General features: G+C 48.4%; 23 protein-coding genes. 19 read left to right on the top strand and 4 right to left on the bottom strand.

The window, feature by feature from the left end; all coding sequences use genetic code 11:
* The first annotated feature begins 28 nt into the window (after nucleotides 1-28).
* The 18 genes from DESAL_RS02700 (at nucleotide 29) to DESAL_RS02615 (ending at nucleotide 17,202) form a co-directional block, all read left to right on the top strand.
* Nucleotides 29-781: a lysophospholipid acyltransferase family protein gene (locus DESAL_RS02700; protein WP_015850422.1), complete on the top strand. Its 753-nt coding sequence runs from the start codon at nucleotides 29-31 to the stop codon at nucleotides 779-781.
* A 44-nt stretch (nucleotides 782-825) separates the two neighbouring features.
* Complete coding sequence (locus DESAL_RS02695) at nucleotides 826-1,224, top strand: hypothetical protein (RefSeq protein WP_015850421.1); 399 nt, start codon at nucleotides 826-828, stop codon at nucleotides 1,222-1,224.
* A 16-nt stretch (nucleotides 1,225-1,240) separates the two neighbouring features.
* Nucleotides 1,241-2,272 carry a radical SAM/SPASM domain-containing protein gene (locus DESAL_RS02690; RefSeq protein WP_015850420.1) on the top strand — a complete coding sequence of 344 codons (1,032 nt, stop codon included), beginning with the start codon at nucleotides 1,241-1,243 and terminating at the stop codon, nucleotides 2,270-2,272.
* A gap of 14 nt (nucleotides 2,273-2,286) precedes the next feature.
* Nucleotides 2,287-2,781 (top strand): hotdog family protein, encoded by a 495-nt coding sequence (locus DESAL_RS02685; protein WP_015850419.1) that lies wholly within the window; start codon nucleotides 2,287-2,289, stop codon nucleotides 2,779-2,781.
* Entirely contained in the window at nucleotides 2,769-3,401 is a 633-nt protein-coding gene (locus tag DESAL_RS02680) for a LolA family protein (protein WP_015850418.1), read from the top strand. Before DESAL_RS02685 ends, DESAL_RS02680 begins: the two co-directional genes overlap by 13 nt.
* 2 nt (nucleotides 3,402-3,403) lie before the next feature.
* Entirely contained in the window at nucleotides 3,404-5,794 is a 2,391-nt protein-coding gene (locus tag DESAL_RS02675) for an MMPL family transporter (protein ID WP_015850417.1), read from the top strand.
* Nucleotides 5,787-6,308 (top strand): hypothetical protein, encoded by a 522-nt coding sequence (locus DESAL_RS02670; protein WP_015850416.1) that lies wholly within the window; start codon nucleotides 5,787-5,789, stop codon nucleotides 6,306-6,308. The genes DESAL_RS02675 and DESAL_RS02670 overlap by 8 nt, the downstream gene beginning before the upstream one ends.
* A gap of 4 nt (nucleotides 6,309-6,312) precedes the next feature.
* Nucleotides 6,313-6,699, top strand: a complete 387-nt coding sequence (locus DESAL_RS02665; RefSeq protein ID WP_015850415.1) for an ApeI family dehydratase — start codon at nucleotides 6,313-6,315, stop codon at nucleotides 6,697-6,699.
* A complete protein-coding gene (locus DESAL_RS02660; RefSeq protein WP_015850414.1) occupies nucleotides 6,699-7,178 on the top strand; it encodes an acyl-CoA thioesterase in 480 nt (159 codons plus the stop codon). The genes DESAL_RS02665 and DESAL_RS02660 overlap by 1 nt, the downstream gene beginning before the upstream one ends.
* 7 nt (nucleotides 7,179-7,185) lie before the next feature.
* Nucleotides 7,186-8,580 carry a lipid biosynthesis B12-binding/radical SAM protein gene (locus DESAL_RS02655; RefSeq protein WP_015850413.1) on the top strand — a complete coding sequence of 465 codons (1,395 nt, stop codon included), beginning with the start codon at nucleotides 7,186-7,188 and terminating at the stop codon, nucleotides 8,578-8,580.
* Nucleotides 8,570-9,724, top strand: a complete 1,155-nt coding sequence (locus tag DESAL_RS02650; protein ID WP_015850412.1) for a DUF2062 domain-containing protein — start codon at nucleotides 8,570-8,572, stop codon at nucleotides 9,722-9,724. The genes DESAL_RS02655 and DESAL_RS02650 overlap by 11 nt, the downstream gene beginning before the upstream one ends.
* Before the next feature lie 15 nt (nucleotides 9,725-9,739).
* Complete coding sequence (locus DESAL_RS02645; RefSeq protein WP_015850411.1) at nucleotides 9,740-10,678, top strand: LpxL/LpxP family acyltransferase; 939 nt, start codon at nucleotides 9,740-9,742, stop codon at nucleotides 10,676-10,678.
* Nucleotides 10,669-10,947: a phosphopantetheine-binding protein gene (locus DESAL_RS02640; RefSeq protein ID WP_015850410.1), complete on the top strand. Its 279-nt coding sequence runs from the start codon at nucleotides 10,669-10,671 to the stop codon at nucleotides 10,945-10,947. Before DESAL_RS02645 ends, DESAL_RS02640 begins: the two co-directional genes overlap by 10 nt.
* 3 nt (nucleotides 10,948-10,950) lie before the next feature.
* Nucleotides 10,951-12,141, top strand: a complete 1,191-nt coding sequence (locus DESAL_RS02635) for a beta-ketoacyl-[acyl-carrier-protein] synthase family protein (RefSeq protein WP_015850409.1) — start codon at nucleotides 10,951-10,953, stop codon at nucleotides 12,139-12,141.
* Nucleotides 12,138-13,022, top strand: a complete 885-nt coding sequence (locus DESAL_RS02630; RefSeq protein ID WP_015850408.1) for a beta-ketoacyl synthase chain length factor — start codon at nucleotides 12,138-12,140, stop codon at nucleotides 13,020-13,022. The genes DESAL_RS02635 and DESAL_RS02630 overlap by 4 nt, the downstream gene beginning before the upstream one ends.
* A gap of 2 nt (nucleotides 13,023-13,024) precedes the next feature.
* On the top strand, nucleotides 13,025-14,185 hold the full coding sequence (locus DESAL_RS02625) for an AMP-binding enzyme (RefSeq protein WP_015850407.1): 1,161 nt from the start codon (nucleotides 13,025-13,027) through the stop codon (nucleotides 14,183-14,185).
* A gap of 260 nt (nucleotides 14,186-14,445) precedes the next feature.
* The gene (locus DESAL_RS02620) at nucleotides 14,446-16,263 is read left to right on the top strand and encodes an autotransporter outer membrane beta-barrel domain-containing protein (protein ID WP_015850406.1); all 1,818 of its coding nucleotides are present in this window, start codon (nucleotides 14,446-14,448) and stop codon (nucleotides 16,261-16,263) included.
* 78 nt (nucleotides 16,264-16,341) lie between these two features.
* Nucleotides 16,342-17,202, top strand: a complete 861-nt coding sequence (locus DESAL_RS02615) for a hypothetical protein (protein WP_015850405.1) — start codon at nucleotides 16,342-16,344, stop codon at nucleotides 17,200-17,202.
* Between the two features lie 126 nt (nucleotides 17,203-17,328).
* On the opposite strand, the gene nifA is transcribed toward DESAL_RS02615, so the two are convergent.
* On the bottom strand, nucleotides 17,329-18,921 hold the full coding sequence (gene nifA, locus DESAL_RS02610; RefSeq protein ID WP_015850404.1) for a nif-specific transcriptional activator NifA: 1,593 nt from the start codon (nucleotides 18,919-18,921) through the stop codon (nucleotides 17,329-17,331).
* A gap of 210 nt (nucleotides 18,922-19,131) precedes the next feature.
* Here nifA and DESAL_RS02605 point away from each other — a divergent pair, with 210 nt between their 5' ends.
* Nucleotides 19,132-21,075 carry an aldehyde ferredoxin oxidoreductase family protein gene (locus tag DESAL_RS02605; RefSeq protein WP_015850403.1) on the top strand — a complete coding sequence of 648 codons (1,944 nt, stop codon included), beginning with the start codon at nucleotides 19,132-19,134 and terminating at the stop codon, nucleotides 21,073-21,075.
* Here DESAL_RS02605 and ade read toward each other — a convergent pair.
* From ade to flgL, 3 genes are all read right to left on the bottom strand, one after another.
* The gene (ade, locus tag DESAL_RS02600) at nucleotides 21,072-22,772 is read right to left on the bottom strand and encodes an adenine deaminase (protein WP_015850402.1); all 1,701 of its coding nucleotides are present in this window, start codon (nucleotides 22,770-22,772) and stop codon (nucleotides 21,072-21,074) included. The two genes, DESAL_RS02605 and ade, sit on opposite strands and share 4 nt — an antisense overlap.
* Nucleotides 22,773-22,868: 96 nt before the next feature.
* On the bottom strand, nucleotides 22,869-24,611 hold the full coding sequence (gene fliD / locus DESAL_RS02595) for a flagellar filament capping protein FliD (protein ID WP_015850401.1): 1,743 nt from the start codon (nucleotides 24,609-24,611) through the stop codon (nucleotides 22,869-22,871).
* Nucleotides 24,612-24,622: 11 nt separating this feature from the next.
* On the bottom strand, nucleotides 24,623-26,113 hold the full coding sequence (flgL, locus tag DESAL_RS02590; protein ID WP_015850400.1) for a flagellar hook-associated protein FlgL: 1,491 nt from the start codon (nucleotides 26,111-26,113) through the stop codon (nucleotides 24,623-24,625).
* Between the last annotated feature and the right edge of the window lies 1 nt (nucleotide 26,114).

The following is a 26,114-nucleotide window of genomic DNA, read 5'->3' as shown; positions in this document are numbered from 1 at the left end:
CGGCTTTTTCCACTTCCCTTATTGTCCGATGCCCAGACTTCTTAAACTCATCTGGATTAACACCGGTATATACCTTAGCATCATCCTCTGGACCCTGACCGGGGTCATTCTCTCGCCGCTCTGCTACCTGTTCTTTACCCGCATCCTGAAATGGGAAAAACCGGAAACCCTGCGCAAAATGATCTGGTACTACGGCTGGACCAGTTCAAAACTGATATCCTTGTTCATTGATATCAAGTGGCCGGAACAACGAAAACTCCCCGAGCCATGCATCATCATTGCCAACCACGAATCTTTCTTTGACCCCTATCTGGTCTCCTTGCAGCCACAACGCAACATTTGCATGGCAGTGCGCAACTGGCCCTTTAAAATACCATTTTACGGATTTTATATGAAACTTGCGGGCTACATTAATGTGGAAAAAGATGATCTGGATACAATCATTGAACAGGCGGAAAAAGCAGTGGAGCAAAAAAGTTCTCTCATGTTTTTCCCTGAAGGAACCCGCAGCAAAGACGGCAACCTGAACCGCTTCCATTCCGGTCCTTTTCATATTGCAATGCAGACAGGGCTGCCCATTGTACCTCTGTGCATTACCGGGACTTATAATATGCTCCCCCGTGGACACATGTTAATATGTCCTGCAAAAGTTCGTACTAGAATACTTCCCCCCATCTACCCGGAACAATTCAAGAACATGCAGAATCCGCATATTGAATTGCGCCGAGTGGTTAAAACAACTATGGTTGATTACATTAAGGGAATGAATCAGGAAGCGTAACAGCATTTTTCACAAATTTAACTTTCAAAACGAGGAAACTACAGATGAAGAATCTCCGTATCGTTGCTTTTGTACTTGTTGCCTGCGCACTTTTTCTCGGCGGATGCAGAACCGCTCCTATCCAGAACATTGAACTGGCTCCGATCGCGTACACCAGCGAGAAGCACCACTCAATGGACGAAGTAAAAAAAGCCATTATCAGAGGTGGCTACGACCGTGGCTGGCAGATGAGTGATGTTGCTCCCGGACATCTGGTTGCAACCCTGAACCTCCGTTCCCATCAGGCCGTCGTAGATATCACCTACACCCCTGAGAACTACAGTATTAATTACAAAGACAGTACTAACCTGAAACATAAAGGCAACATGATCCACAGCAACTACAATGCCTGGATTAAAAACCTTGCCAACTCCATTAACCTCGAACTTAGTCGTCTGAACTAAACGGAATATCGGAAACATGAATTCAAACCGCTGCTGGGGAAGCCCATTTACCACGGCTGAAATTGAACATACCCTCCAAAACAAGCAATTGCTCACAGCAGAGCTTGAACTGAGCAGGGTTTGTGACCTGCGCTGTATCTACTGCTATGCCTCATCCGGAGAAAAGCTCAATAATGAGCTGGATTTCGAAGAGATTACCGATGCGGTGGATCAGTGCCGGGACCTCGGCGCGCGTAAGATAATTATCCTTGGCGGGGGAGAGCCTATGCTCTACCCCCGCATTATGGATGTGATCCGTTATATTCATGAACTCGGTCTGGAAATTGAATTGTTCAGCAACGGAACCAGAATCACCCCTGAAATAGCATCTGAACTGTATTCCATGGGAGTACAGCCGGTGATTAAATTCAACAGCCTTGACCCGCAGATTCAGGATATGCTGGCCGGTAAAAAAGACGCCCACAAAGCCATTCGCCAAGGCCTCAACAATCTCCTTGAAGCCGGATACAGCAAAGGTGATATCCCCATCGGTGCCCAGACCATCATCTGCCGACAGAACTATGCAGAAATCCCGGAAATGTGGCGCTGGCTGCGCACCCGTAAAATAATTCCCTACTTTGAAACCATTACCGATCAGGGAAGGGCCAAGGATCACATGGAGCTGGCTCTCAATCCTGAGCAGATCGGGGAATTATTCGATGAGCTTTCACACATTGACCGTGAAGAATTCGGAATAGAATGGGAGCCGAAACCACCTGTTGCTGCATTTTCCTGCAAACGGCATTTTTATTCCTGCACCATAACCACCACCGGGGAAGTTATTCCCTGCCCGGGCGTGGATATTTCCGCAGGCAACCTGCGGTTTGACACACTTGAAAATATTATTTCGCAGAGCGACGTATTCAATAATCTGCGCAACATCCGCCAGACCATTACCGGACCATGCAAGACATGCGATTTAAGCGCAGAATGTTACGGCTGCCGTGGCATGGCCCATCACCTGAACGGTGACTATCTCTCATCCGACCCGCTCTGCTGGCGCAATTAATCTCGGAGTTTTTAATGAATCTTCCCATGCAGGCTGAAAAACTGCTGCCCCATCGCGGGCAGATGCTGCTCTTGGACAGTGTGCTTACTGTCGAAGAAGGGGCAGGAACAGCGCTGGCAGACCTTTCCACAAAGAGCATAGCCAAAGGAAAAGAAGGCAATGTTTTGGCACCTTTTTATATAGAACTGGTGGCCCAGACATACGCCGCAGTGTGTGGTTACCGTCTTAAATCACTCGGTCAGCCAGTGCCGGAAGGTTATCTTGTCGGAGTGCAGAAATTCCAGATTCATCCCCAAAAGGCCGAAAAATTTACCAGTAACGAATTGCTGATCAGCGTTCAGACTGTAGGTGACTTTGACGGATTCGCAGTAGTAGAAGGGACTATCAGCTGTGAAGGTAGAACTTTAGCCGAGGGCAAAATTAAGCTCTTTGTGCCGCAGGACGAATCTATTGCAGAACTGTTTACACAGGCAAAAACCGGTGAGAGTGCATCCTCATGGCAATTGTAAAAAAAACAATTCTGCTCACTTTTCTGCTTCTGGTCATTTCAGCAAGCAACGCAATTGCAGACAGGCAGTCTGATTTCCTAAAGGAACTGCAAACCCGTTCGCAATCCATAAAATCCATCAGCAGCGATTTTACCCAGCAAAGCCATATCACTCTTTTCGCAGAAGTAATGGAAGCCAAGGGTAAATTCTGTTTTGCCCGCCCGAATAATTTACGCTGGGAATACACTGCTCCATTTGTATCCGGCTTCCTGCTGAAAGGTCAGAAAGGCTTGAAATGGGACGGGGCAAGCAAAGAATCAACTCAATTCAACACCGAAACCTCACCGGAAATGGCTATAATTTCGGAACAGATTCTGGCTTGGACAACCATGGATATCCCATGGTTGCAATCCCTTTATTCAATCAAAGTTACCAACTATTCCCCGGCAGTGATGGAATTGACTCCGAAATCGAGCAAAACGAAACATTTTTTAAATCTGATCCGCATCTTTTTTGCTCCCGATGAGACTCACCTTGAGTCTATCGAACTGCATGAACCGAGTGGTGATTACACAAAAATAATTTTTAGCAACGTGCTGTTAAATCAAAAACTGGATCAGGATATTTTCCTGAAAGAGTAAAAATGTTTTTCAACAAGTTGAATACTCCCGCAGCAGAAAACAGAAGACATCAAACAAAAAGCGCGCTGTTTCTTATTCTTTTCATCCTGCTCTTCGTCATCCCGCTGCTTTCAGTTTCTTTTTCTGAAGACATTTCAGCCATGCTTCCCAGCGGAGAAAACGGCAATATCAAGCGCGATTTCGCGTTGCTCCAAAAAGCTCCATTGGCCGGAAAAATACTTATTTCCATCTCCAGCAATTCTTTAGACGAAGATAAAATCGGTGCTGTTGCCCAAAGCATGGCAGCCAAGATGAATACCCCGTTGCTTGAGGATTCCAATTCACTGGAAACAACTCCGCAGCAGATAATGGACTATCTGCTCAAACAGGCACCAAATCTGACCACACAAAATGATCTGAAGAAGCTGCAAAAACTTACCGGCGAAGCGGCAATAGACAGGAGCTTAAGTGACGCAAAAAGACGGCTTATGTCTCCGGCAGGTATTGGTATGCGCGGAATTATAGCCGCTGACCCGCTTAATTTACGCACTATCTATCTCCCAAAAATTGCATCCATGCAGAACCTTCCTCGCACCAAGAGGATTGGTAATAGATATTTTGTAGCCGGAAAAAATGGACTGCTGCTCATTGCCAAAACCAATGTTTCCATGACTGATTCTAAAAACGGGATTCTGCTGTTGGAACGTTTCAAGGAAATAAAAAAAGCAGCATTGACGGAAAACAATCTCAAACAATCTGACATTTATATCGAAATGCTGAGCGGGCATTGCTACACAACCGCCAATGCTTCGGTCATAAAAAAAGATATCCTGACGGTTTCAATTATCTCCATTGGCGCATTAATCCTGCTGTTTTTCTTTGGATTCCGCAGTAAAGGAGCTCTTAGCGTCTTCCTTGCTCCGGGCGTTGCAATCATGGCCGGACTGGGCTTTTGCGCATTTTTTTATAATGACATGTCCGCAATAGTCATCGGATTCGGTGCTGTTCTAATGGGCATTTCCATCGACTTTGCTGTACACACCTATTTTTCCTTGGCTGAAAACCCTGAGGACAAAGCCGCAGCCATGCGCAAAATAAGCAAGCCTGTGCTTTTCGGTGCCGCGACTTCATGCGCGTCCTTTGCCGCCCTCTATGTATCAGGCATTCCGGGCATCAAACAACTTTCCATATTCTCTGTTGCCGGAATAATTGCGGCCTGCGCTTACGCCCTGCTCTTTGTACCCCGGTTCTGCAATTCATTTCCTGAAGCAGGAAAGAGTAAGTCCATTTTCCAGATTAACGGGAACAAAAAACTCATACTTTGGAGCACAGGAATTATCTTTGCGATTTCAATTGCAGGCGCATTGAGCAACAATTTCGACACGGAACTGAAAAATCTGGGCTACATTTCAAAAGAACTTTCCCATGCGGAAAAACATTTTCAGAACAATTGGAGCCAGATGCACGCCCAATCCATGCTTTTTGCTACAGGAAAAGATATGGAAACAGCCTTGCAAACCAATGAAAAAGCATGGGCCGATATCAATAAAAATCTGGTCAACATTAAAGCGGTCAGCATTGCCGAGACCTTGCCTTCACTTGCAACTATTGCCGAGAATAGAAATCGCTGGGCATCATTTTGGGATGGCAGAAAAGAAGATACCGAGCAAACCGTTCTGGAAAGCGGCAAGAAGTTAGGGTTTGCATCCGGCGCATTTACCCCGGCTATGGACCTACTCGCAGCTCCAGCACCTGCCCTTAGCGCAGAGATATACAGAACCGGACCACTGAGCTTCATCTATGATTTACTTGTACCGCCGAGCAATGACGGACAGGAAAAACTGGTCATGACCCTGCTCCCGGATAACAAGCAGGTGGATGGATACTATTCAGCGCAGAAAGAAATGGAACTGGGCGTCCGCCTCGTTTCCCAATCCCGCTTCAAAGCAAACCTTGAACAGGAAATGAAGCTGGACATTATCAAATTCATCAGCTGCTCGGGAATTATGGTGGCACTGCTAATTTTAGGATTATTCCGAAATCTTCGCCGGGCGATTCTGGCACTTTTCCCGGCAATTTTCGGGGTAACTGTAACCTTTGGCCTGCTGGGCGTTTTGCAGATACCGCTTAACATTTTCCACATCGTGGCCCTGCCGCTTGTCATCGGCCTTGGAGCCGATTACGGAATATTTATGGTTTTTCAGGAAATTAAAACACCTTCTGCGTGGACCATCAAAGCTGTAAAAATTTCGGGTCTGACCACCTTGGCGGGCTTCGGAGTTCTTGTTTTTGCCAAGCATCCCTCGCTCAATTCATTAGGAGCAACAGTTTCCATCGGGATCACGGCGGCCCTCTGCTGCGCGATTTTTATACTTCCGCAACTGTTGCGCTTGAGCGAGGACAAGCATGCGTAAATTAAAATTCCTGATACCTTTATTGGTCTTCATGATACTGGGAGGATGTTCATCGCGCAGCGTAGTTAATACTGAGCCCTCTGTGATTTCATCGTCCTATCTGCTGCAACATTCAGGTGTGCTTACTATTGCGGATAAAAGGATGCCCTTACGCGGCATGCTGCAACTCAATCCTGCCCAGCAACACGCACGGGTGGTCATGTTAAACGACATGGGCATGAAACTTCTGGTGGCTGAAATTACTGCAGATGATGCCGGAGGATTTGAATCAAAAGAACTCTTCAGCTCCCCTTTCCTGCGTATGATTCCGCATTTTTATGATGAATCCATGCATTGCATTTATGAAATATTTCTCGCCCCGCAGCAGTCAGCTCTCAAAAAGGCAAATATCATTACTAAAGGCAAAAAAATAATCGGCAAACGTGAATTTGCAGCCCATACCATCATCAACGATCCGCAGGGCAGATATACTCTGGAACTTTTCCTTAATTCCGGATCGATAAAGGATTTTTAAGCATATGGAACTGAACGAACATATTTCAAACAGCTGTAGCGATCTTGAGAAAACAGAATCCGGCTACAAACGTTCATATATTTTCAAGGAATCTTTTCCGGGATTTGATGGACATTTCCCCGGCAATCCCATCCTGCCCGGAGTAATCCAGACCCTGCTCGGACAGAATTCTTCAATGGAAGCCCTTGAACGCGAATACCCTGCGGAAAAATTAATCATGCAATCAATTACCCGCTGTAAATTCCTGCGTCCGGTCAAACCGATGGAAAAGCTGGATCTCACATTTTCCCTCAAGGCCAAAGGACTGAACCACATCTCCATATGTTCACTGACAGTAGATGGGGAAACCGCGGCAACCTACCAGCTAATATTCGGACCGGAGGAACTATAATGGCACGCAAATCATATTTTCCGAAAATTGAAGGCGCGCCTGAACCATTGCGCCATATTGTGAAACGCAAAGTCCGTTTTGAAGAAGTGGACCCCATGAATATTGTCTGGCACGGGCGCTACTCCAGTTATTTTGAAGACGGACGCACTGCACTCGGTGATTTGTACGGTGTTGGGTATATGGATTTTTACCGTTACAAAGTAGCCGCGCCGATCAAAAAAATGCAGGTGGATTACATCAAACCGCTCCGTTTCGGGGAAACTTTCAGTATTGAAACCCTGCTGCACTGGACCGAGGCCGCACGCATGAATTACGAATTCATCATCCGCGATGCTGCCGGAGAAAAAGCGACCACCGGCTGCACTGTCCAGCTCTTCGTCCAAAACGATGAACTGATGATGTTCCAACCGGACTTCTTTGCCGAGCTCTGCGAGAAATGGAAGAATGGCACTCTTAATCCCATAGACAGGACTTTCTAAACGCACCATGCCCATTGTTTTTCTCATTTCAAGCAACACCAATGTAGAACCGTACCCGATTTACCCCATCGGCATGTCGGTTATTGCAGGTGCCTTGCATGATGCCGGACACGAAGTAATCCAATATGACATGCTTGCGGCGGGCAACTCCCTTGATCTCCTGCGGGCTGCGCTTGCTGAGGCAAAACCGGATTACGCCGGAATATCAATCCGCAATGTGGATAACGTAGACTCCTTCACCTCCCACACCAACAAGTTCATCCAAAAAGCAAAAAACATTGTGGACGTACTGAAAGAAGCCAAAATTCCGGTCATTGCCGGGGGCGCAGGTTTCTCCCTGCTGCCGGAGGAAATCCTTGATTTCACCGGGGCGGACTACGGTATTGTCGGCGAGGGTGAGCGCAAAATGGTCGAGCTTATTGCACAGCTGGAACAGGGTAAAAAGACAAGACATATTTACGGCAAGGAAAAAGGAATTCCCGGCCACGAAATACAGGTTCCGCACTGGGACCCGCAGCTACTGCGCTATTACCTCAAAGAAAGCGGGGTTATTAATGTGCAGACCAAGCGTGGTTGCGAACATTGCTGCTCCTACTGTACTTATCCTCACCTTGAAGGGCATAAAATGCGGGTCCGTCCGGTAAATGAGATTGCAGATGAGCTTGAAATGCTCTGCAATTGCGGTGCGGATAATATTTTCTTTACCGACTCTGTGTTCAATGACCGCGCAGGTCATTACCTGCAAATGGCCGAAGAAATTATACGCCGCGAAATTAAAATCAGCTGGTGCGGATTTTTCCAGCCCGGTCCTATTGAACAAGATGAACTGGCCCTGCTAAAACGTTCCGGCCTGCAAGCCATGGAAGTAGGAACTGACGCCGCCAGCGACACCACTCTCAAAGGGTTGCGGAAAAGCTTCACTTTCGATGAGGTCATGGAATTTAACGAAAAATGTGTGCAGCAACACATTCCATGCGCCCATTTTGTAATTTTCGGCGGACCTGATGAAACTATGGATACAGTGCGTGAAGGGATAGATAACATTAACTCTTTGCGTAACTGTGTAGTTTTTCCATTTTCAGGCATACGGCTGCATGAGGGAACCCCGCTCTTTACAAGAGCCGTTAAAGAGGGTTTAATCCGCCCCAACCAATCGCTGCTTGAACCTTTTTATTACTTCTCCCCCCGGCTCGATAAAGATGAGATGAATGCGACCCTGACCGAAGGATTCAAGAAACGCAGGGATCGACTATTCCCGCCTGACGAAGGCCAGCAACGCATTAACATTATGAAAAAATTTGGATTCCGGGGGATTCTCTGGGACCAGTTGATAAAATTTGATGACCAGCCCGGAAATAAAACATCTACTAAGTCAGCCGCAGATTCCGCTTATGCAGGTTAAGCCGCTAATCGTTATCCCCGTATATAACCACGGTGCAACTTTACGCGATGTTGCCAGACGAGCTCTGAACTACGGTGAAGTGCTGATTATTGATGACGGCAGCACTGACGGCGGTTCTGATAAAATCAGCGACCTTGAACTTACTGTGGTCAGCCACAAGGAAAATCTCGGCAAAGGTCAGGCTATCCTTACCGCCGCGGACAAAGCTCGTGAGTTGGGCAAGACCCACATAATCACCATTGATGCCGATGGACAACATTTCCCTGAAGATCTCCCGATTTTTCTGGAAGCAATCGAGCAAAGCCCTGAAGCTATTTTCGTTGGCAGCAGGAATTTCGAAGGGCAGAATGTGCCTGGAGCCTCCAAGTTCGGACGCAGCTTTTCCAATTTCTGGCTGAGGGTTCAGACCGGATCAAAACTCAGTGATGTGCAAAGCGGATTCCGCGCCTACCCGCTGGAAATTTTCTCCGTGATAAAAACTTCTGAAACCCGCTACGCCTTTGAGGTAGAGATTCTGGTAAAATCAGCATGGGCCGGATACGAGCTGAAAGACCTGCCCATTGAAGTGCACTACCCTTCACCGGACGAACGGGTTTCGCATTTTGATACCATCAAGGATAATGTACGCATTTCACTTTTGAATACAAAGCTGACCATGCGTTCGTTTATGCCTGTGCCCCACCGCCAGTACGACAAGGATGAAGAGGGGAAAATAACCCCCATCCACCCCCTGCGTTCACTGCGCATCCTGCTCTCCAAAGATGAGACACCGCTTAATCTGGCAATTGCCGGGGCCATGGGTATGCTGCTGGGCACCTTGCCGCTCATAGCCATGCACTCAATTGCGATCCTTCTTCTTTGCGGATTTTTCAGGCTTAGCAAGATTACCGGACTTGCCGTAAGCCAGCTCTGCATTCCGCCGCTGGTTCCGGCCCTGTGTATCGAGGTCGGGCACTATATGCGCTACAACCAGTTCCTGACCGAAATATCATTGCAGACACTAGGCTACGAAGCACTGGATCGCTTCTATGAATGGGTCTTGGGTTCACTGGTTTTAGGGCCGTCATTCGCAGCAATTATCGGCATTACGATCTACATTATGGCGTTTACCATTAAACGGTTTTTAGATATGAAACCGCAGTAGATCGGGGCTGGCCTTATGAATCGCGACAAAAAATGGTCCAGCAGAAGTCTGGCCCCCGCATTTTTCCATCATATCTTTTACGGACTGATCCGTATATTGGGCAGACCGGGAGCATATTTCCTCCTGTTTTTTGTAGTCGGTTTTTACACTCTGCTGCCCGGAGTAGGCAAAAGGCCTGCTGAATATATCCGCCGCAGGTTCAAGCCGCAAAACAGGTTGAGCGAATTACGCCATACATTTCTGCTTTACTGGAATTTCGGAAAAATGCTGGTCGACCGGGCTGTGCTGCGCATTCTGGGTGATTTTAAAGGCAGCGGTTCCGGAGAAGACAAAAATAAGCTGCAAGAACTTTACGCCGAACATAAACGGCTGATCCTGCTCACCGGTCATGTGGGCTGCTGGCAGATGGGCTTTTCATACCTCGGCTTTCTGGATGCACCGAAGGCTGTTGTCATGCTCATGGAACGCGGAGATGTGGACAAACATTCCTTCAAATGGAAGGTCTCCGGCGGAAACGGCCAAGGAAGTGAAAGTAAAGTCGAGGAAATCACTGTAATCAACCCCGCTGCCCCCATGGGCGGCACTCTGGAAATGCTCTCTGCCCTGCGTGATAATTCTGTACTCTGTATCAACGGAGACAGGACCATGAGTGAGAGCAGACATAATGTTCAGGTTGATTTTCTGGGCGGAAAAATTGAACTGCCGATAACCCCGTTCAAAATTGCAGCGACAACTGATACGCCTATAGCTATAGTTTTTTCCAGCCGCAACAAAGCCGGGGAAGGACTCTTCCGGGTAGCAAAAGTTATTTACGTACCTGCGGACACAGGTAAAGGGGAAGTGCGCGGAGCTGAGGCATTTATTCCCTATGCCCAGAAATTTTCCACTGAACTGGAAAAATATTGTCAGGACAATCCATACCAGTTCTACAATTTTTATAATCTGTGGAACTGACAAAAATTGATAACGAGGTAAAATTGCATACTAAACTAAAAGAACTGCTTATTGATGAACTGAATCTTGTCGACGTAACCGTGGACGAGATTGAAGATGACGCCCCCCTGTTCGGCGAGGGGCTGGGACTTGATTCACTGGACGCGGTTGAAATCGTGGTTCTGGTTCAGAAAAATTTCAATGTGGAAATCAAGAACATGGAAGAGGGCAAGACTGCCTTCCAGTCCGTGAACAGTCTTGTTGATTTCATCAAGGAAAGACAGGCCTAATTCATGGACCGTCCCGTCAGCATTTGTGCTTGCGGCTGCATCTGTGCCGCCGGAAAAGACCCCCGTACATGTTTAGAAACCATGCTGAACGGAGATGTCCAGCCGACTTTTGAACCCGATTTTTCCTACGACCAGCCCATGCACTCGCCTGTATTTGCGGTGCCGCAGGAATGGCTGGAAAAACAGGACCGGACTCCCGCACTGACCGAAACCATGCACCTGCTTTTTCCTGCTGTGGATGAAGCTCTGACCCAAGCCGCGCTAAATACAGAAAAACTGTCCGGCCTGAAAGTAGGATCCTGCATCGGTTCATCAACCGGAGCTTCGCTCAACTTCAAATCATTCTACCAGCAATGGCGCGAAGGCAACGAGTCTGATCTTGAAGTTATCGAAAGCTATATCCATTGCAATCCTGCTACGGCTCTGGCTGAGAACTACAGTTTAAACGGTCCGGTTCAAACAGTGACCAACGCCTGCTCTTCCGGCACCGACGCCATCGGTATTGCTGCTTCATGGATCAGACAGGGGCTGTGTGATCTGGTTATTGCCGGGGGTGCAGACGCGCTGAGCGGAATTTCCTATACCGGATTCTCCCGGCTGATGATCACCAGTACTGAAAAATGCCGTCCCTTTGACAAGGACAGGCAGGGTTTGAACCTCGGTGAAGGCGCGGCAGTTCTTATTCTTGCAAGCGAAGAGGCAAAACAGGAGCTGGGGCTCGATTCCATTGCCGAAGTAATGGGTTACGGCACCTGCTGTGATGCCTACCATCTGACTGCACCGCATCCAGAAGGGACCGGACTGAAACAGGCGATTAACGATGCTCTTGAACGCAGCGGAATCAATGCCCGCGAAATCGGATTCATTAATGTTCACGGTACCGGAACCGAGAACAATGATCGCGTTGAAGGCCAGGTCATCAGCGAAATTTTCCCCGGCATCCCATTTACCGGAACCAAAGGTTTTACCGGACACACCTTGGGTGCAGCCGGAGCCATAGAAGCGGTGATGTCGGTCATGTCTCTGCAAAACGGTTTGCTCATGCCCACCAGTGGATTCAGTGAAGCCGTTGCGGAATCGCCTGCAATCCCTGTTACCAAGCGCATGGAAATCACAGCCGAATACGCCCTCAGCGATTCACTGGCCTTCGGCGGCAACAACTCCGCCCTTGTTTTCAAAAAGGGGGCAGCATGATCCGCCTTGCCTTACACGGAATCGGAACAGCACTGCCTGAAGGTGCTGGAACAGTAGATACTTCCGATCTCAATTCATATTTTGCACCGCGCCGTTTGCGCAGAGTTGACCACTTTACCCGCATGACAATGCTCGCCGGATGCCGCGCCTTACACGATGCAGCCGGAACGGTACAGGAAGACCTGAAAACCGAGATCCCACTGCCCGAAGACATGGGAATAGTCATCAGCACTGGATACGGCCCTTCGCAAACTGTTTTTGAATTTCTGGACTCCATCATTGATCACGGTGCAGGCTGTGCTTCACCGCTGTCTTTTTCCCATTCAGTGCACAATATCCCAGCGGCAACCATGTCTCTTTTCCTGAATAATCCCAAGCCGTACACCACCATCTGCCAGTTACACGGCCCTTTGCTGGCGGCATTGCAGACTGCCGGATGCTGGCTGAGCGAAGGCAGAGCGAAAAAGTTGCTTCTTGGTATGGTGGATGAAAAAACCGCCCTTCTGGAAACCAACACCCGCCGTTTACTTGAAAGAAAGGGAGTTGCGGAGGATCTGATTCCGCTTAGTGAAGGGGCCTGTTTTTTTCTACTCGGTCCTGCTGAAGACGCTGAAAGCGCACAATACGGCGCGCTGGAATTTGAAACCCTTTCCTCTCAAGAATTGCAGCAGGCAGAACTGCCAGAGCACAACTTTTGCGCTGCCAGATCACTGCGCAGACTGACTGAACTCGGCATTACTGCAACTGCCGCGCAGCAGACGGATATGATCTGCGCTGCTGGCCCTGCTCTAGTTGCCGCTGCTAAACAGCCAAGTGACAGCAGCTGTATTGAACAGGCCGGAAAAAATTTCGGGCTTATTTCCATAAAAGCGATGGACTGATCATGTCTACCAAGCTGAAGCTGAATGCCCATGATATCAGGGAGATCATTTCCTCAGCCCTTCTTGCGGAAATGGATTACAACCAGAAGCTGACCCATTGTCAGGAAAACTCCCTTGCCGATAATTTCATCCCCGACTCAAAGAATATTCAGGAACCGGAAAAAATTATTGAACGAATCGGAACCCAGTTCGCCATTAATTCTAACAAACTGACAAAACGCAGTATTGCTCAAATGGCTGAGCTGATTTTTAAGCAGACTAACGGCAGACCGCAGCAACTGACATTTTTCACCTCCGGCAGCACCGGAACTCCTGTTCCTGCCGTTTCCAGCTATTCTGATCTTGAGCAGGAAATCCATTCACTTGCTGCGCTCTTTAACGAACGCAAACGGGTGGTCAGCTTTGTTCCCCGTCACCATATATACGGATTTCTTTTCTCTATCCTGCTGCCCAAAGCTCTCGATATTCCAATTGAGTACAGGGCCGCACTGCCCGGAACAGAGCAGATTAAAACAATGCTCCCCGGTGACCTGATCATCGCTTTCCCCCTGCTTTGGAAAAAACTTGAAAAACTTAATTGCCGATTCCCGGAAAACGTCTACGGAGTGACCTCTACCGGACCATGTCCCGCAGAAACCATCAACAGCCTGCAAGCACAGGGACTGGACCGCATGACTGAGGTCTACGGATCATCCGAGACCGGAGGAGTGGGATTCCGCCATGACCCATCTGGCATGTACACTTTGCTGGGACACTGGAAACAGACCGGGGATTCCACAATCGAGAGGACCTCGACAGAAGGGGAAAAACAGCTGTACACCCTGCAAGATAATCTTGAATGGCAGGGCAATAAATTTAAGCCCCTTAAACGGTCAGATAAAGCCGTCCAAGTCGGGGGAATCAATGTTTACCCCGCACGTGTGGAAGCTGCTTTCAAAAATAATCCGCACGTCCGTGAATGCGCAGTAAGGATGATGCGCCCAGAAGAAGGGGAAAGGTTAAAAGCCTTTATTGTCCCCGCAGATAGCGTTGAGTACGCAACTATTGAAAAAGAATTACGGGAACTTGCAGCAAACGAACTCACTCGCCATGAAAAACCCGGAAAATACGATTTCGGATCTTCCCTACCGCTTTCGGAAATGGGAAAGCTCAGCGACTGGTAGCAGTCACAAAAACAAATACGCATAACAGCAATCTTCCGAGCATGGATGAATGCTCTTTTTTCATAATTTAAAGTCCCGACGGAGAAATTCTCATCGGGACTTTAAATTTGCTGCCCTTAACTACCTGCACCATGACAATTATTTCAGGCTTAAAGAAATATCATAGAGTGTCGATATAACACTTATCAATGAATCATAACGCAAGCATTCATCATTATATGCAAAGACAATTTTCTATCTATTAAAGAAGGTTACAAGAAATGACCTCCACAGCTGTACAAGAAGCATTTCCGCAAACTGCCACATTTAGTTTGGAAAAAGACGCTAAAACCAGCAAGTACCTTAAAGAAGATCAAACCACACCAACCCCGGAAGATCAGAGAACAGCCAAAGATCAGGTAGAGATATCAGAAGAAGGCAGGCAGCTTGCAAAAAAGGCGACCGAGTTGGCTGCGCATGAAGACTACTATCCTGACTATATACCGGACGAAATGATTACACGAGAGCCGGAAGCTTTTACCGCAGATACAACATTTGAAGTCAATGAACTGCAAACCGTTGCCGAAAGCACAACTTCTTCCGGACGAAAGGTCAATGTAAGTTCCTACAAATCAGTAAACGAAGACGGGACTGAAAAATCCGGTTATCTACTTTCTATTTCAGGCCATGAAGGGGAAGGGGACAAAAAGTTTATCATCCATGGCACTACAATTGTAAATGAAAATGAAGACGGAAAACTCCGCGTGGGGATGTATACAAACGAAAGCAATACATCCGGTAACGATATCATCATTACAAATGCTTATGAGGCCAAGATAAACAGCGGCGACGGCGACGACACTGTAGTTGTGCTGAATGACCTGGCCTCAGTAGATATCAATACGGGAGAAGGCGATGACCGTATTGTGGCTTCATGGATTGTAAGCAGCAATCTGGACACAGGAGCAGGTAATGACAGCATCGAGGCCAGACGTATAGAACACAGCAAAGTTGATACCGGAAGCGGAGATGATAAAATCAAATCAGAAACAATAACCGGCAGCACGACAATTAATACAGGAGATGGAGATGACAGTATAAAAGCAAGAGATATAGGTTCACACAACTACGGCAATACAACTACAAGAATAGAGACTGGAGACGGTAACGACACTATCAATGCTAAATCCATAGGAACGGACAACTACGGTAATACAACTATGGAAATAGCTACCGGAAACGGTAACGACAATATCGATGCCATATCTATTGGGACAGGCAACTATGGCAATGCAACCGTTTCCATCACAACAGGCAAAGGAAGAGACAGTCTGCATGCAGTACACATGGGAAGTTTTTCCAGTGGCAATTCAGAAGTAGACCTTGAAATGGGAGACGATGGCGACAAACTTTCAGTCAGTTGGATGGGTATTGCCAACTCCGGAAATGCAACTACACGGGCATCCACAGGCAGCGGTCGCGACTTTGTAGATATCTCATGGGCCGGTATCGGCAGTACGGACAATGCTAAAACCTCTATTGAAACTGGAGATGACGACGATAAAGTCTCCATTTCATGGCTTGGATTAGGGTTGAGCGGGAATGCACAGGCAAATCTCGATACCGGAAGCGGCGATGACGAAGTTAACATCTCGTGGGCAGGGGTTGATTCCTCCGGCAACTCCCAGACCAATATAAATACCGGTGACGGAGATGACAATTTGACCATCTCATGGGCCGGAGTTAACCAAAATGGGAACTCACAGGTAAACATCAACACAGGAAACGGAAACGACGGCATCAATATCCACTGGGCAGGATTTAAGATGCAGGAGAACTCAAGCCTGAACATCAATGCAGGAGCAGGAAAGGATTCCTTTTCTTCCAGTTGGGTAGCCAGCTTTCTTTCAGACAATGCTCAGGTAAACGTGAACACGGGCTCAAGCACAGATCTTTTCAAATCCAGCAAGATGGCAAACTATCTGGTCGAGAGCGGTCAGCCTGAAAAAGACACCGAACAGAATAAAAACAAAATAGATACCTACGTTTCAGGGTTCGGAAAGAATAAAAACGGCCATTTCAGCGTTAAGATTGAATAATAATCTATTCACTGCATTCTCTGGAAAAAGTCAGCAAAAACGATTATATTTGCTGAAAAATTAGACTGGAGCATGCCAATGAAAATCCCGCACAAAACCATATTTCTATTCTTTTTACTCTCTCTTTTCAGTATCTCAGCCGCCCATGCCGAAGACATAGCAAAAGGCGTCAACTGTCCTCCCGGATGGAGCGACAATCAGGTTGCCCGCGGCGACAACCGGGTCAAGCAGTGCATATCGCCCTCACTTGATTCAAGCATCGAGCTTTACGTAACCCCCGGTGGCAAAATACCCATAGACAAGCTGCTGGATAATTGGATCACTGCCTTGAGACAACAGGGATTCCCTCTGGATAGACTGGTTTCCAGCAAGAATGGACATGTCTCCGGTGCACCTGCCATTTTCCGTGAATATGAAGGAAAAGCCGATGTGACCACTTATGAATCGCTGCTGGCTGCCAGCCGTCATAACGGTGTAAATTACATCTTTCAGGGCCGTTATCCAGATACGGACCGCGAAGCCGAACAGCTTGTCAGACACTCTTTGAACACGTGGAATTTTTCTGAAGACAGCACCAAAGAAGATACTCCTTACGACTCCCCGAAAAATGCCGGAACCAGCGGCAGTTTCAAAAATATCGGAGGCTGCTGGGCATGGGGACTGTGGAAAGCTCCTTCAGGCGCATCGGTTGTTATCCTCCCGGACGGTCGGGCAATTTTTGACGGGCAGACCTTGAAACACTGGCGACCCACTACAAAAGACACAATCATCATGGAAATTCCCGGCAAATGGGGTGGTGGAAGCGCCATGTGGACCCATCCCGAAGGACGACATGATGTAATCATTCAAGAAGAATTCCCTGAAGCAAGGCAGATACTCATCCGTGATTCATGGGAATACAGCTACAAAGGCAAGGCATTTAAAGCCTGCCATCATTAAAAACATATCAAACGGCATAGAATGCGCCAGATACAAGGCGTTAAAAAAGGCTTTTCACCCAATGTGAAAAGCCTTTATGCGTGGTCTTGATCCCAGTGATCAAGACACTAGCCAGTCAGGAAATTTTTAATTGTTTTTCATCCGCCGCAGGCGGGCCCGTCCTTCGGCAATCATGGATTCAAGACCGTAACGTTTTACCCGGTAGCCCATCTGACGGGCGGAAAGGCCCAACGTTTCCGCTGCCTTGTACTGAATCCAACCGCTGCGCTCCAAAGCGGCGACAACTTCATTGCGTTCAACTTCCTTCAGAGAAGTACAATGAGGCAATTCATCATTAGGCGCAGGAGCACTTGAACCGGAAGAATTACTCGAAGTTCCGCGCTGTCCCGGTGCGAGATATGATTTCAAAAATTCAAGGGTGATGTATTCGGAGTCGGACATGATCACCAACCGCTCCAGCAGGTTCTGCATCTCACGCACATTACCCGGCCAATCATAGAGCATAAGCGAATCAAGGGCCGCAGGGGTAAAAAACATCTTGCGCCCGTAGTCATCGGCCATTTTCTGAATAAAATAGTTGAGCAGTCCGGTAATATCCTCTTTACGATCCCGTAAAGGAGGAACGGTGATGGGGAAGATATTCAACCGGTAATAGAGATCAAGACGGAATTCACTCCTCTCCACCAGCACTCCAAGGTCACGGTTGGTTGCAGCCAGAATTCGCACATCAATATTTCGGGTCTTGTTTGAACCGATCCGCTCCAGCTCTTTTTCCTGCAATACCCGCAAGAGCTTGGCCTGCAAACTCATGGGGAATTCCCCGATCTCATCAAGAAAAATTGTCCCGCCGTCAGCTTCTTCAAAACGGCCCGGACGGGTGGAGGCAGCCCCGGTAAAAGCCCCCTTCTCATGACCAAAAAGTTCGGATTCAAGAAGGTTTTCCGGAATTGAAGCACAGTTAACCTTAATAAAAGGATGACTGCTGCGGTCGGAAAGCTCATGGATAATCTTGGCCATGAGAGTTTTACCAACGCCGGACTCGCCCAGTAACAATACTGTAGCCTTTGTCGGGGCCACCTTTTCCAATTGCCGCTGGACCTCGACCATAGCCGAACTCTGACCAACGATATAAAGCCCCTTGGACTTTTTAGAGATCTGATATTTCAGCGAGGTGTTTTCACGTTTGAGTGCTGCTTCACGTTCAAGGATCTTCTCATTAAGACTGATGAACTGGCCGATAAGAGTGGCTACAATTTTCAGGAAATCAATATCTTCTTCTGCAGCAACGTGATCACCGAAAATACGGTCCACATTCAGAACGCCGATAGGTTCACTATGCAGGATAATCGGTACCCCGATAAATCCTACTTTAGCACGTTCAATCTTTCTGGCCCCGGTTTTATCAAGAAAAAGCGGTTCCTTACTGATATCCGGCACATAGTAAGGTTCCCCGGTCTGGAAAATACGACCGGTGACCCCCTCATCAAGACGGTAAACCCCGCGCTGCTTTTCTTCTATGGATAAACCGTAGGAGGCATTAATTGAAAGCTGCTTGGTTTCCGGGTCGTAGAGGGTCACTGTCGCCCGCTTCATGCTCAGATTTTCCGATAGAATACTGAGCACTCCATCAAGGGCGGACTCCAGATCAAGCGCCTGCTCAATGGCCTGACAAATGGCCAACAGCGCGGAAAGCTTAAGTCCATGCAGTGAAGGATACATATTTGCAGTTAAGCAAAGTAAGTGCCAGCACGACAAAACAAGAAAACTCAATACATTTCGAACTCTTATCAAAAACACACTTCATTAAGTTATTCACATTTATGTAAATTACACCAAGACAATGAACATTAATGGAAAAGTTGCCACCCGTTCTTCAGCCATGATATATATTCAATAGCGGAAACCGGTTCCTGTAAAAGAGGAGGGCTTATGCACGGCTGGGCAGGATGGATTTTACGGGTTGATCTGGGTAGTGGTGCCATAAACAAAATCCCCCTTAATCCCGACATTGCGCAGAAATTCATCGGAGGTCGTGGATTAAATTCACTGACCTTATTCAATGAAGTCGGGCCGCATATCGATCCTCTTTCCCCTGAGAATGTATATTGCTTCGGAGCAGGCCCCCTTTCCGGCACACCTTTGGGACTTACCAGCAGAGTCGAAGTCAGCACCCTTTCCTCATATTCCGGAATCCTCGGTGACGGTAATGCAGGAGGTTCTCTTGCATTCATGATGAAACGCGCCGGGTTGGATCAGATTATCATCAGCGGTCAGGCAGAGGCTCCCTGCTACCTGCTGGTGGAAGATGGACGGGCTAAACTGCATAGCGCAGAAGAGCTCTGGGGACTGTCCGTCTGGGAAACCACAGACAAATTGCAAGAAAAACACGGTAAATCCTCAAGCGTAGCCTGCATAGGTCAGGCCGGTGAAAATCTTGTCCGTGTGGCGACCACTATGGTGGATAAATATGCTTCCGCCGCTCGGGGATCCGGTGCGGTACTCGGCTCCAAAAAGCTCAAGGCCGTAGTGGTTAAAGGTAGCGGACGGATATCTCTCGCTGATGCTGATAAATTTAAAGAACTTGCTGCCGAAGACCGGAATTTTTTCAAGGAATCTGATTTCCAGCGCGATATAGTCGGACAGTACGGAACTCACATCGGAATGCTGATGTGGGAACCGGGCTTCCGAAACTATGAAAAGTATTGGCGGGGCGCAGATGTGCCGGACAATCTACGACCGGAAGCGTGGAAAGAATTTTCGATCGGCAGGCACGGCTGTCACGGCTGCCATGTCCGCTGCAAGGATTATTATCGCATTCCATCAGGCTCGCGTGCCGGAGAAAGCGGCAAGGCAATGGAATACGAATGCATCTTCTGTCTCGGCACCAATTGCGGGATAACCGATCCGGTAGCGATCATGGAAATGGAAAACATCTGCGATGCTTACGGCATGGATGTTCTGGCCCTCGGCAATACTGTGGCAATGCTTAAGGACCTGTACAGCCGGGGAATGGTAAGTAAAGAATTAAGCGATGGACTTGACCTAAGCTGGGAAAACCACACTGACCAGATTGAGCTCCTGCACCGCACAGCCATGCGCCAAGGGCTGGGCAACCTTGTGGCGGAAGGCATGTACACCCTTGCCAAACGGCTGGGCGGTCAGGCTATGGATTATTGCTACCACGTCAAAGGACTCTCGCGCGGGCCCTACCCCAGCGGAGTTTTCTCATTGGCACACGCCACCTCCACCCGTGGTGCCGACCATCTGCGCGGTCGTTCATGGGCCTTCAGCCAGCCGGACCCGGACATGTTTCCCATTTTGAAAGAACAGGGGCTACTAATGGAAAATGTGGATGACGATCCGGCCCCGGCTGTAATTGTCGGAGAACGCATGACCACCCTGACTGATTGTATCGGTCGCTGTAAGGGAGCAGTGAACAATTGGATTAGCGCCATGCCGCTGGTCTGGAAGAAACCAATATTCGAAGGCTTGGCTGAACTGCTCAGCGCAGCAACCGGAGAGGATTACACTGCCGAAAAGCTGGAACAGGCGGCAGACAGGGTCTATGCGCTGGAACATGCCTTCAACATCCGGCAGGGAACCACCCGCAGGGATGACCGCATGCCGCAGAAGCCGGAAATCCGCGACACTGAAGAAGGAAAGGCCGATCTCAGAAAGCACGAACAGCACCTAAGCCGCTACTATGAATTACGCGGCTATGATCAGCACGGCTGTCCCACTCCGGAACGGCTTAAGGAACTGGAGCTTGAGTTTGTATGCCAAGGTCTGGCAGACACCCCGGCCCGCAAGGAATGGGATGGTCCGCCCATGTGCGAACTGGAAGATTATCCCTGCGGAGGAAAGCGCTGCTAATCAGTCCACAGCCCGGTAAAATCAAATGCATCCACATCCACTAATCCCCGGTCGGTAAGTTTCAGGCTGGGGATTACCGGGAGGGCCAAAAAGGAGATAAGCATGAAGGGATTGTAAGAACAGCCCAGCTTTTGTGTGGCCCGATTAAGTTCGCGCACCCCATCAGCCACTTCAACAAGTCCCTTGTCACTCATCAGACCTGCAATAGGCAATGGCAAGGTAGCTACGATACTGCCTTCACGTACAACCACAAACCCGCCGCCCATACGCACCACTTCCTGCGCCGCCAACACCATGTCAGCATCATTCATCCCGGCAACGATCAGGTTATGGGAGTCATGGGCTACTGTTCCGGCAATAGCGCCATCGGTAATTCCCAATCCGCGCACAAAACCGGTAGCGTAGTGACCTGTGGCCCGATGCCGTTCGATAACAGTAAGCTTGCAGATATCTCGTGCGGGATCGGCAATGGGTATGCCATCTTCGAGAAGCGGTTCCATTACCAGATTTTCAGTCAACAATTGACCGTGAGAAGTTCCGATAACCCGAATTTTACCACTGCCTTTTTCCGGCTCAAACATTGATTCATTAATTTCAGCACCGATATTCATGGAGCTGCGCACAGGCAAGCCATTGCCGGATTCAAAATCATGTTCATCTAACTGCAATCCGCTCAAGAAGACATCATGGATAGTGAAATCCTTAAGATCATCCACCAGAAAGCAATTAGCCTTGAACCCCGGTCCGATGGCCCCGTAACCGTTCAATCCAAAGTAACGGGCCGGATTGATGGAAACCATCTGTACCGCCCTGATCGGGTCCATGCCCAGAGCAACCGCCCGACGCAGGCCGTAATCAAGATGCCCGTTTTCACGCAGGTCCAGCACATTGCGGTCGTCAGTAACTATTGAAATATTCTGGGAATTGAAATCATTAACCACACCGAGCAGGTCTTCCATATTCCGTTCAAGGGAACCTTCACGCATCATCAAATGCATTCCCGCACGCATTTTCTCCAATGCTTCAGAAATATTTGAACATTCGTGGTCACTGCGCGGTCCGGCAAGGACATATCCATTCAGGTCCATGCCGGAAAGAAGCGGCGCATGACCGTCAATCACCTTGCCTGCGGCGGCTTTCAACTTGGAAAGAACCACTTCATCCCCGGCAAGAACTCCGGGAAAATTCATCATCTCGGCCAGTCCTAGAATCCTGTCTGGATAGAGACGCAGGAAGTGCTCCACATCAACAGAATTTAACCGGGCACCGGAATCCTCCAATGCAGTAGCCGGAACGCAGGAAGGAAACATAAAAAAGATGGACACCGGCAAGTAGCGGGAAGTCTTGAGCATATACTCCACTCCCGTCCGGCCCAACACATTGGCTATCTCATGGGGATCACAAACAACGGCAGCTGTGCCATGCTCGGCAACGGCACGGGCAAAACCGGGCGGGGTCAGCAAAGTGGATTCAATGTGAATATGCCCTTCCACCAGACCCGGAAGCAAAAAACGTCCCTTAGCATCATACTCGTGTTTGCCTTTATAAGCACCGAATCCCAAGAAAAATCCATCAGCAATACCTACATCCGCTTGATGAATTTCCCCGCTAAGCACATTAACCACCCGACAGTTACGGATAACCAGATCAACGCGTCCCGAGCCACGGGCCAAATCAATCATTCGGGCCAGCTGCATAAATCCTCCGGTTTTAAAATCAATCAAAATCTTCAGTTCGCTTTGATTTTAACACCTTTCAGTCAAGTATAACAGCTTTGCAAAGTTCAAATCAGGTTACTTTTTAGCTCCGCTGCCCAGCTTGGCAATTTGGCCCTGCAGCATCTGCATTTTACCGCTGTATTGCCCAAGCACAGCATCAAGACGGGCATATTTAGCCTTCAAGGTTTTCTCAAGATTTGCCAGACGGTTCTTCTCATAATCCAATTTTTTATCAATATTCTTTATGATCCCGCTGTAGTTTTCACTGATAATATTCAGGATACCGGTCTTGGAATTAGTCATATCCTTAAGGGTCTCAATCATTTCAATTGTTTTCCCGGTCTTAATTCCTGCTGTTCCTGAATAAGTACCGTCAGTCTGATTATCAACCCGGATAGCCATACCCAGACCGGACAGGTCATCGGCGGTAATCTCCCAGCCATTAATCCGCACAGCCTTGCCATTAATAGTAGCGGAAGTAATCTTTCCACCGCTGACAGTATATGAAACGTCATGAGTTCCGGGCTTGGTAACCCCTTTAATTAACGATTTGATTGTAAAATTCGGAGAGCTGGTGCTGGCTTCGTAGTCAGCAGAGAAAAGCTTAGCCACCCCGTCCGGGTTATCTTTCATGGCCTTCTCAAATTTTTCCTCATCAATCTTCAACAATCCGAAATTAGGTGAACTCTGATCAGTCTCAGTTTCAATACCAAGGGTTCTTAAGGTGTTGTATCTATCCCCGGCTCCGGTTGCACTGTCAAAATTATTGAACCCCTGCCCTTTTGTGGCGGTAATATCCTTGAAACGGTGTGAAGCAAGCTGAACCCCGTAGTTACCGGTAAGGATCGAACCTTTCTCTTTATCTTTTGTAGCATCAACCTTGGAAATATCACGCAGGGCCTGACGGACTATATTCACCTGCTTAACGAATTCACGCACGTTCTCAATAATCTTCTCAGTATCGGTATTTACATTGACTATGACCGAATCCGGCGAAGTTGCTTTTTTCAAATTAAGGGTCAGCCCCTTGGAACCATCGGTAACTGTATTAGTGTCACGTTCAATCCAATTATCCGTCCCCTCGGGGAACCCATCAATCTTGATCTTGGAGTTCTGGCCTTGCTGCAAATTGGTCATGGATGCCGGAGCCAAAGCAGGAAGCGTAGTTGAGGCGTTAAAAGTAATACGGTTAGCCTCACCCATCTTCAAACTGCTGAATTTCAGGCGATATTCATTTCCGGTCTTGATCGCCTCCACCTGCACCAGATCCTTCAGTTCAGTCGTGGCATTAAGCATCTTAACCAGCCCCTCAACTGTAGTACCGCCCGGGACATCAATATTCGCAGTCTTGCCGCCGCAACTGATGCTGATCTTGCTGCCAGAGGGGGAAATTACATCCTTTTCAGACGCATACCCCGAATTGGAGGTCCAGATGTCATTACGGGCCAGTTGCTTAATCTCAACTTTGTAAGGCGAAGTAGGTGCTGTGCTGTCTGCCGTGGCTGTCACGCAGGAGGAATCCGAAGAGGATGTAACCCGGCCCATGAATTTACCGATAGAATTCATCTTGTTGAGCGCGGTACTCAACTCTGTCATCTTGGTATTGAGTCCCTTTAGGCTTTCCTGTTTCTTTACCCACTGGGCTCTCCAATTTTCCAATCTGCGCTGATGAAAACCCTGCTGCTTCAGGGTATTTTTTACAATCTCCCCAAAATCGGTCCCGTTACCTAGTTTTTCAAACTTGGTTTTCCCGGACCAATAACTAGAGGTCGTCCCGGCGGTGGAGACCTGTGCTCCTACTTTTCCTACATCTGCCATGGCTCATCTCCTTACATGTAATTGAGGATGGACATTTGATTGATCATCCGCGAACTGCGTGCCACGGCTTCATAAATAAGCTCGCTCTGTTTCAACTCATTGAGCAATTCACCAAGGTCGGCATCCTCCAGCCTGCTTTGCAGGGCCGTATTGTTGTCCTTACGTATTTCAGCCAGTTTTTCAGCACTGGCAGCCCTGTTCATGCGCGCACCGATTTCAGCGGCTTTCATTTCCACATGCTCATGGACCTTCTTCAACTCAGCCACGCATTCGCCGATACCTTTCTTATCGTTGGTTTCCACGTATCCGATCAGCTTGCCCAATGTTTCAAAGAGATTGCTGTTATTATCGTCAGGAGAAGGAGTCGGATTGGATGCTCCGGGCTTGGTATAAATTCCGCCGAATATCTCCTTACCCACATTGTTGACCCTGATGGAACGGCTCTGGGAGATATCAAGCCGAAGGTCAGCGGTATTGGGACGGATGACAAACTGGTCCCCTTTACTGAAGGTAGTTCCGGCGCCGGGAGACAAGGTCAGGCTACCGCCGGGAACTTCAAGGCGAGTGTCAGCGGAGACATTGGAATGAACCCAGGTTGCTCCATTATCAAGGCTGTAGGAATAGGTAATCGGAGGGGTGTTTACATCCCCGTTCTTATCAATCTGAACCAGCACATCTGAATGGAATTTGCCGTCAGCCTTGGTATTAACCTGAGTATCCCCATACGTAGCTACATTAAGGTCATCGTTATCATCACCTTTATACTCAAGAGCCGGACGAACGATGAGCCTTGTTCCGCCCTTATCCGTATGTTCTGTCACTGCGGTTCCGTTCTTCAGCTCTACTGTGGCCGGACCGAGAGCAAGTTCAGTATCTCCGGGATTTAAAGTTCCATTTTTCCATGTCTTTCCGCCGTCGGAACTGTACTTGTAGGTGATTGTATCGGTACCCACGGTTCCGCCGGAAGTGAACCGGACATCTACCGAACTTTCAGAGGCCCCCTTCACTGCGACAACAGACCCTGCCGGAAGATCTGGATCGGTTGTGGTGGCGTGCAGGGTCTCCTCATAAGCATTGCTATCCAGCTTATGCCCGGAAAAAATTGATTTGCCCCCGAACTCGGTATTGGACTTATTAAGCAGGTTGCCCAGAATCCCGCGCAGGTTCTGACCTATGGAACGGCGCTGCTCAGCGGTCAGGGTTCCGGTTGCAGCCTGTTCAGCCAATTCCTTAATACGTCCTATATCGGTACTGGTTTGCTGCAACACGCCGTCTGCCAGACTCAGCCAGCTGGAGGCGGTCTTGATATTCTTTATGTACTGCTTGGTTTCCAAACCGAAGGAACGGCAATTTATAATCCCGCCCATGGCTGCCGGATCATCAGAAGGAACCAGCACCCGCTTTTGGGCGGAGTTGCGCATATTGGCCTCAGCCATGCGGCTCATGGATGAGTTCAGGTTGTAAAGCGACATATTGAAAATCTGATTGGTGGAAATTCTCATA

This window comes from Maridesulfovibrio salexigens DSM 2638 (genome assembly GCF_000023445.1).
Lineage (GTDB): Bacteria > Desulfobacterota > Desulfovibrionia > Desulfovibrionales > Desulfovibrionaceae > Maridesulfovibrio > Maridesulfovibrio salexigens.
The sequence above is the reverse complement of the archived record's forward strand: the minus strand, read 5'-3'. Positions and strand labels throughout refer to the sequence as shown.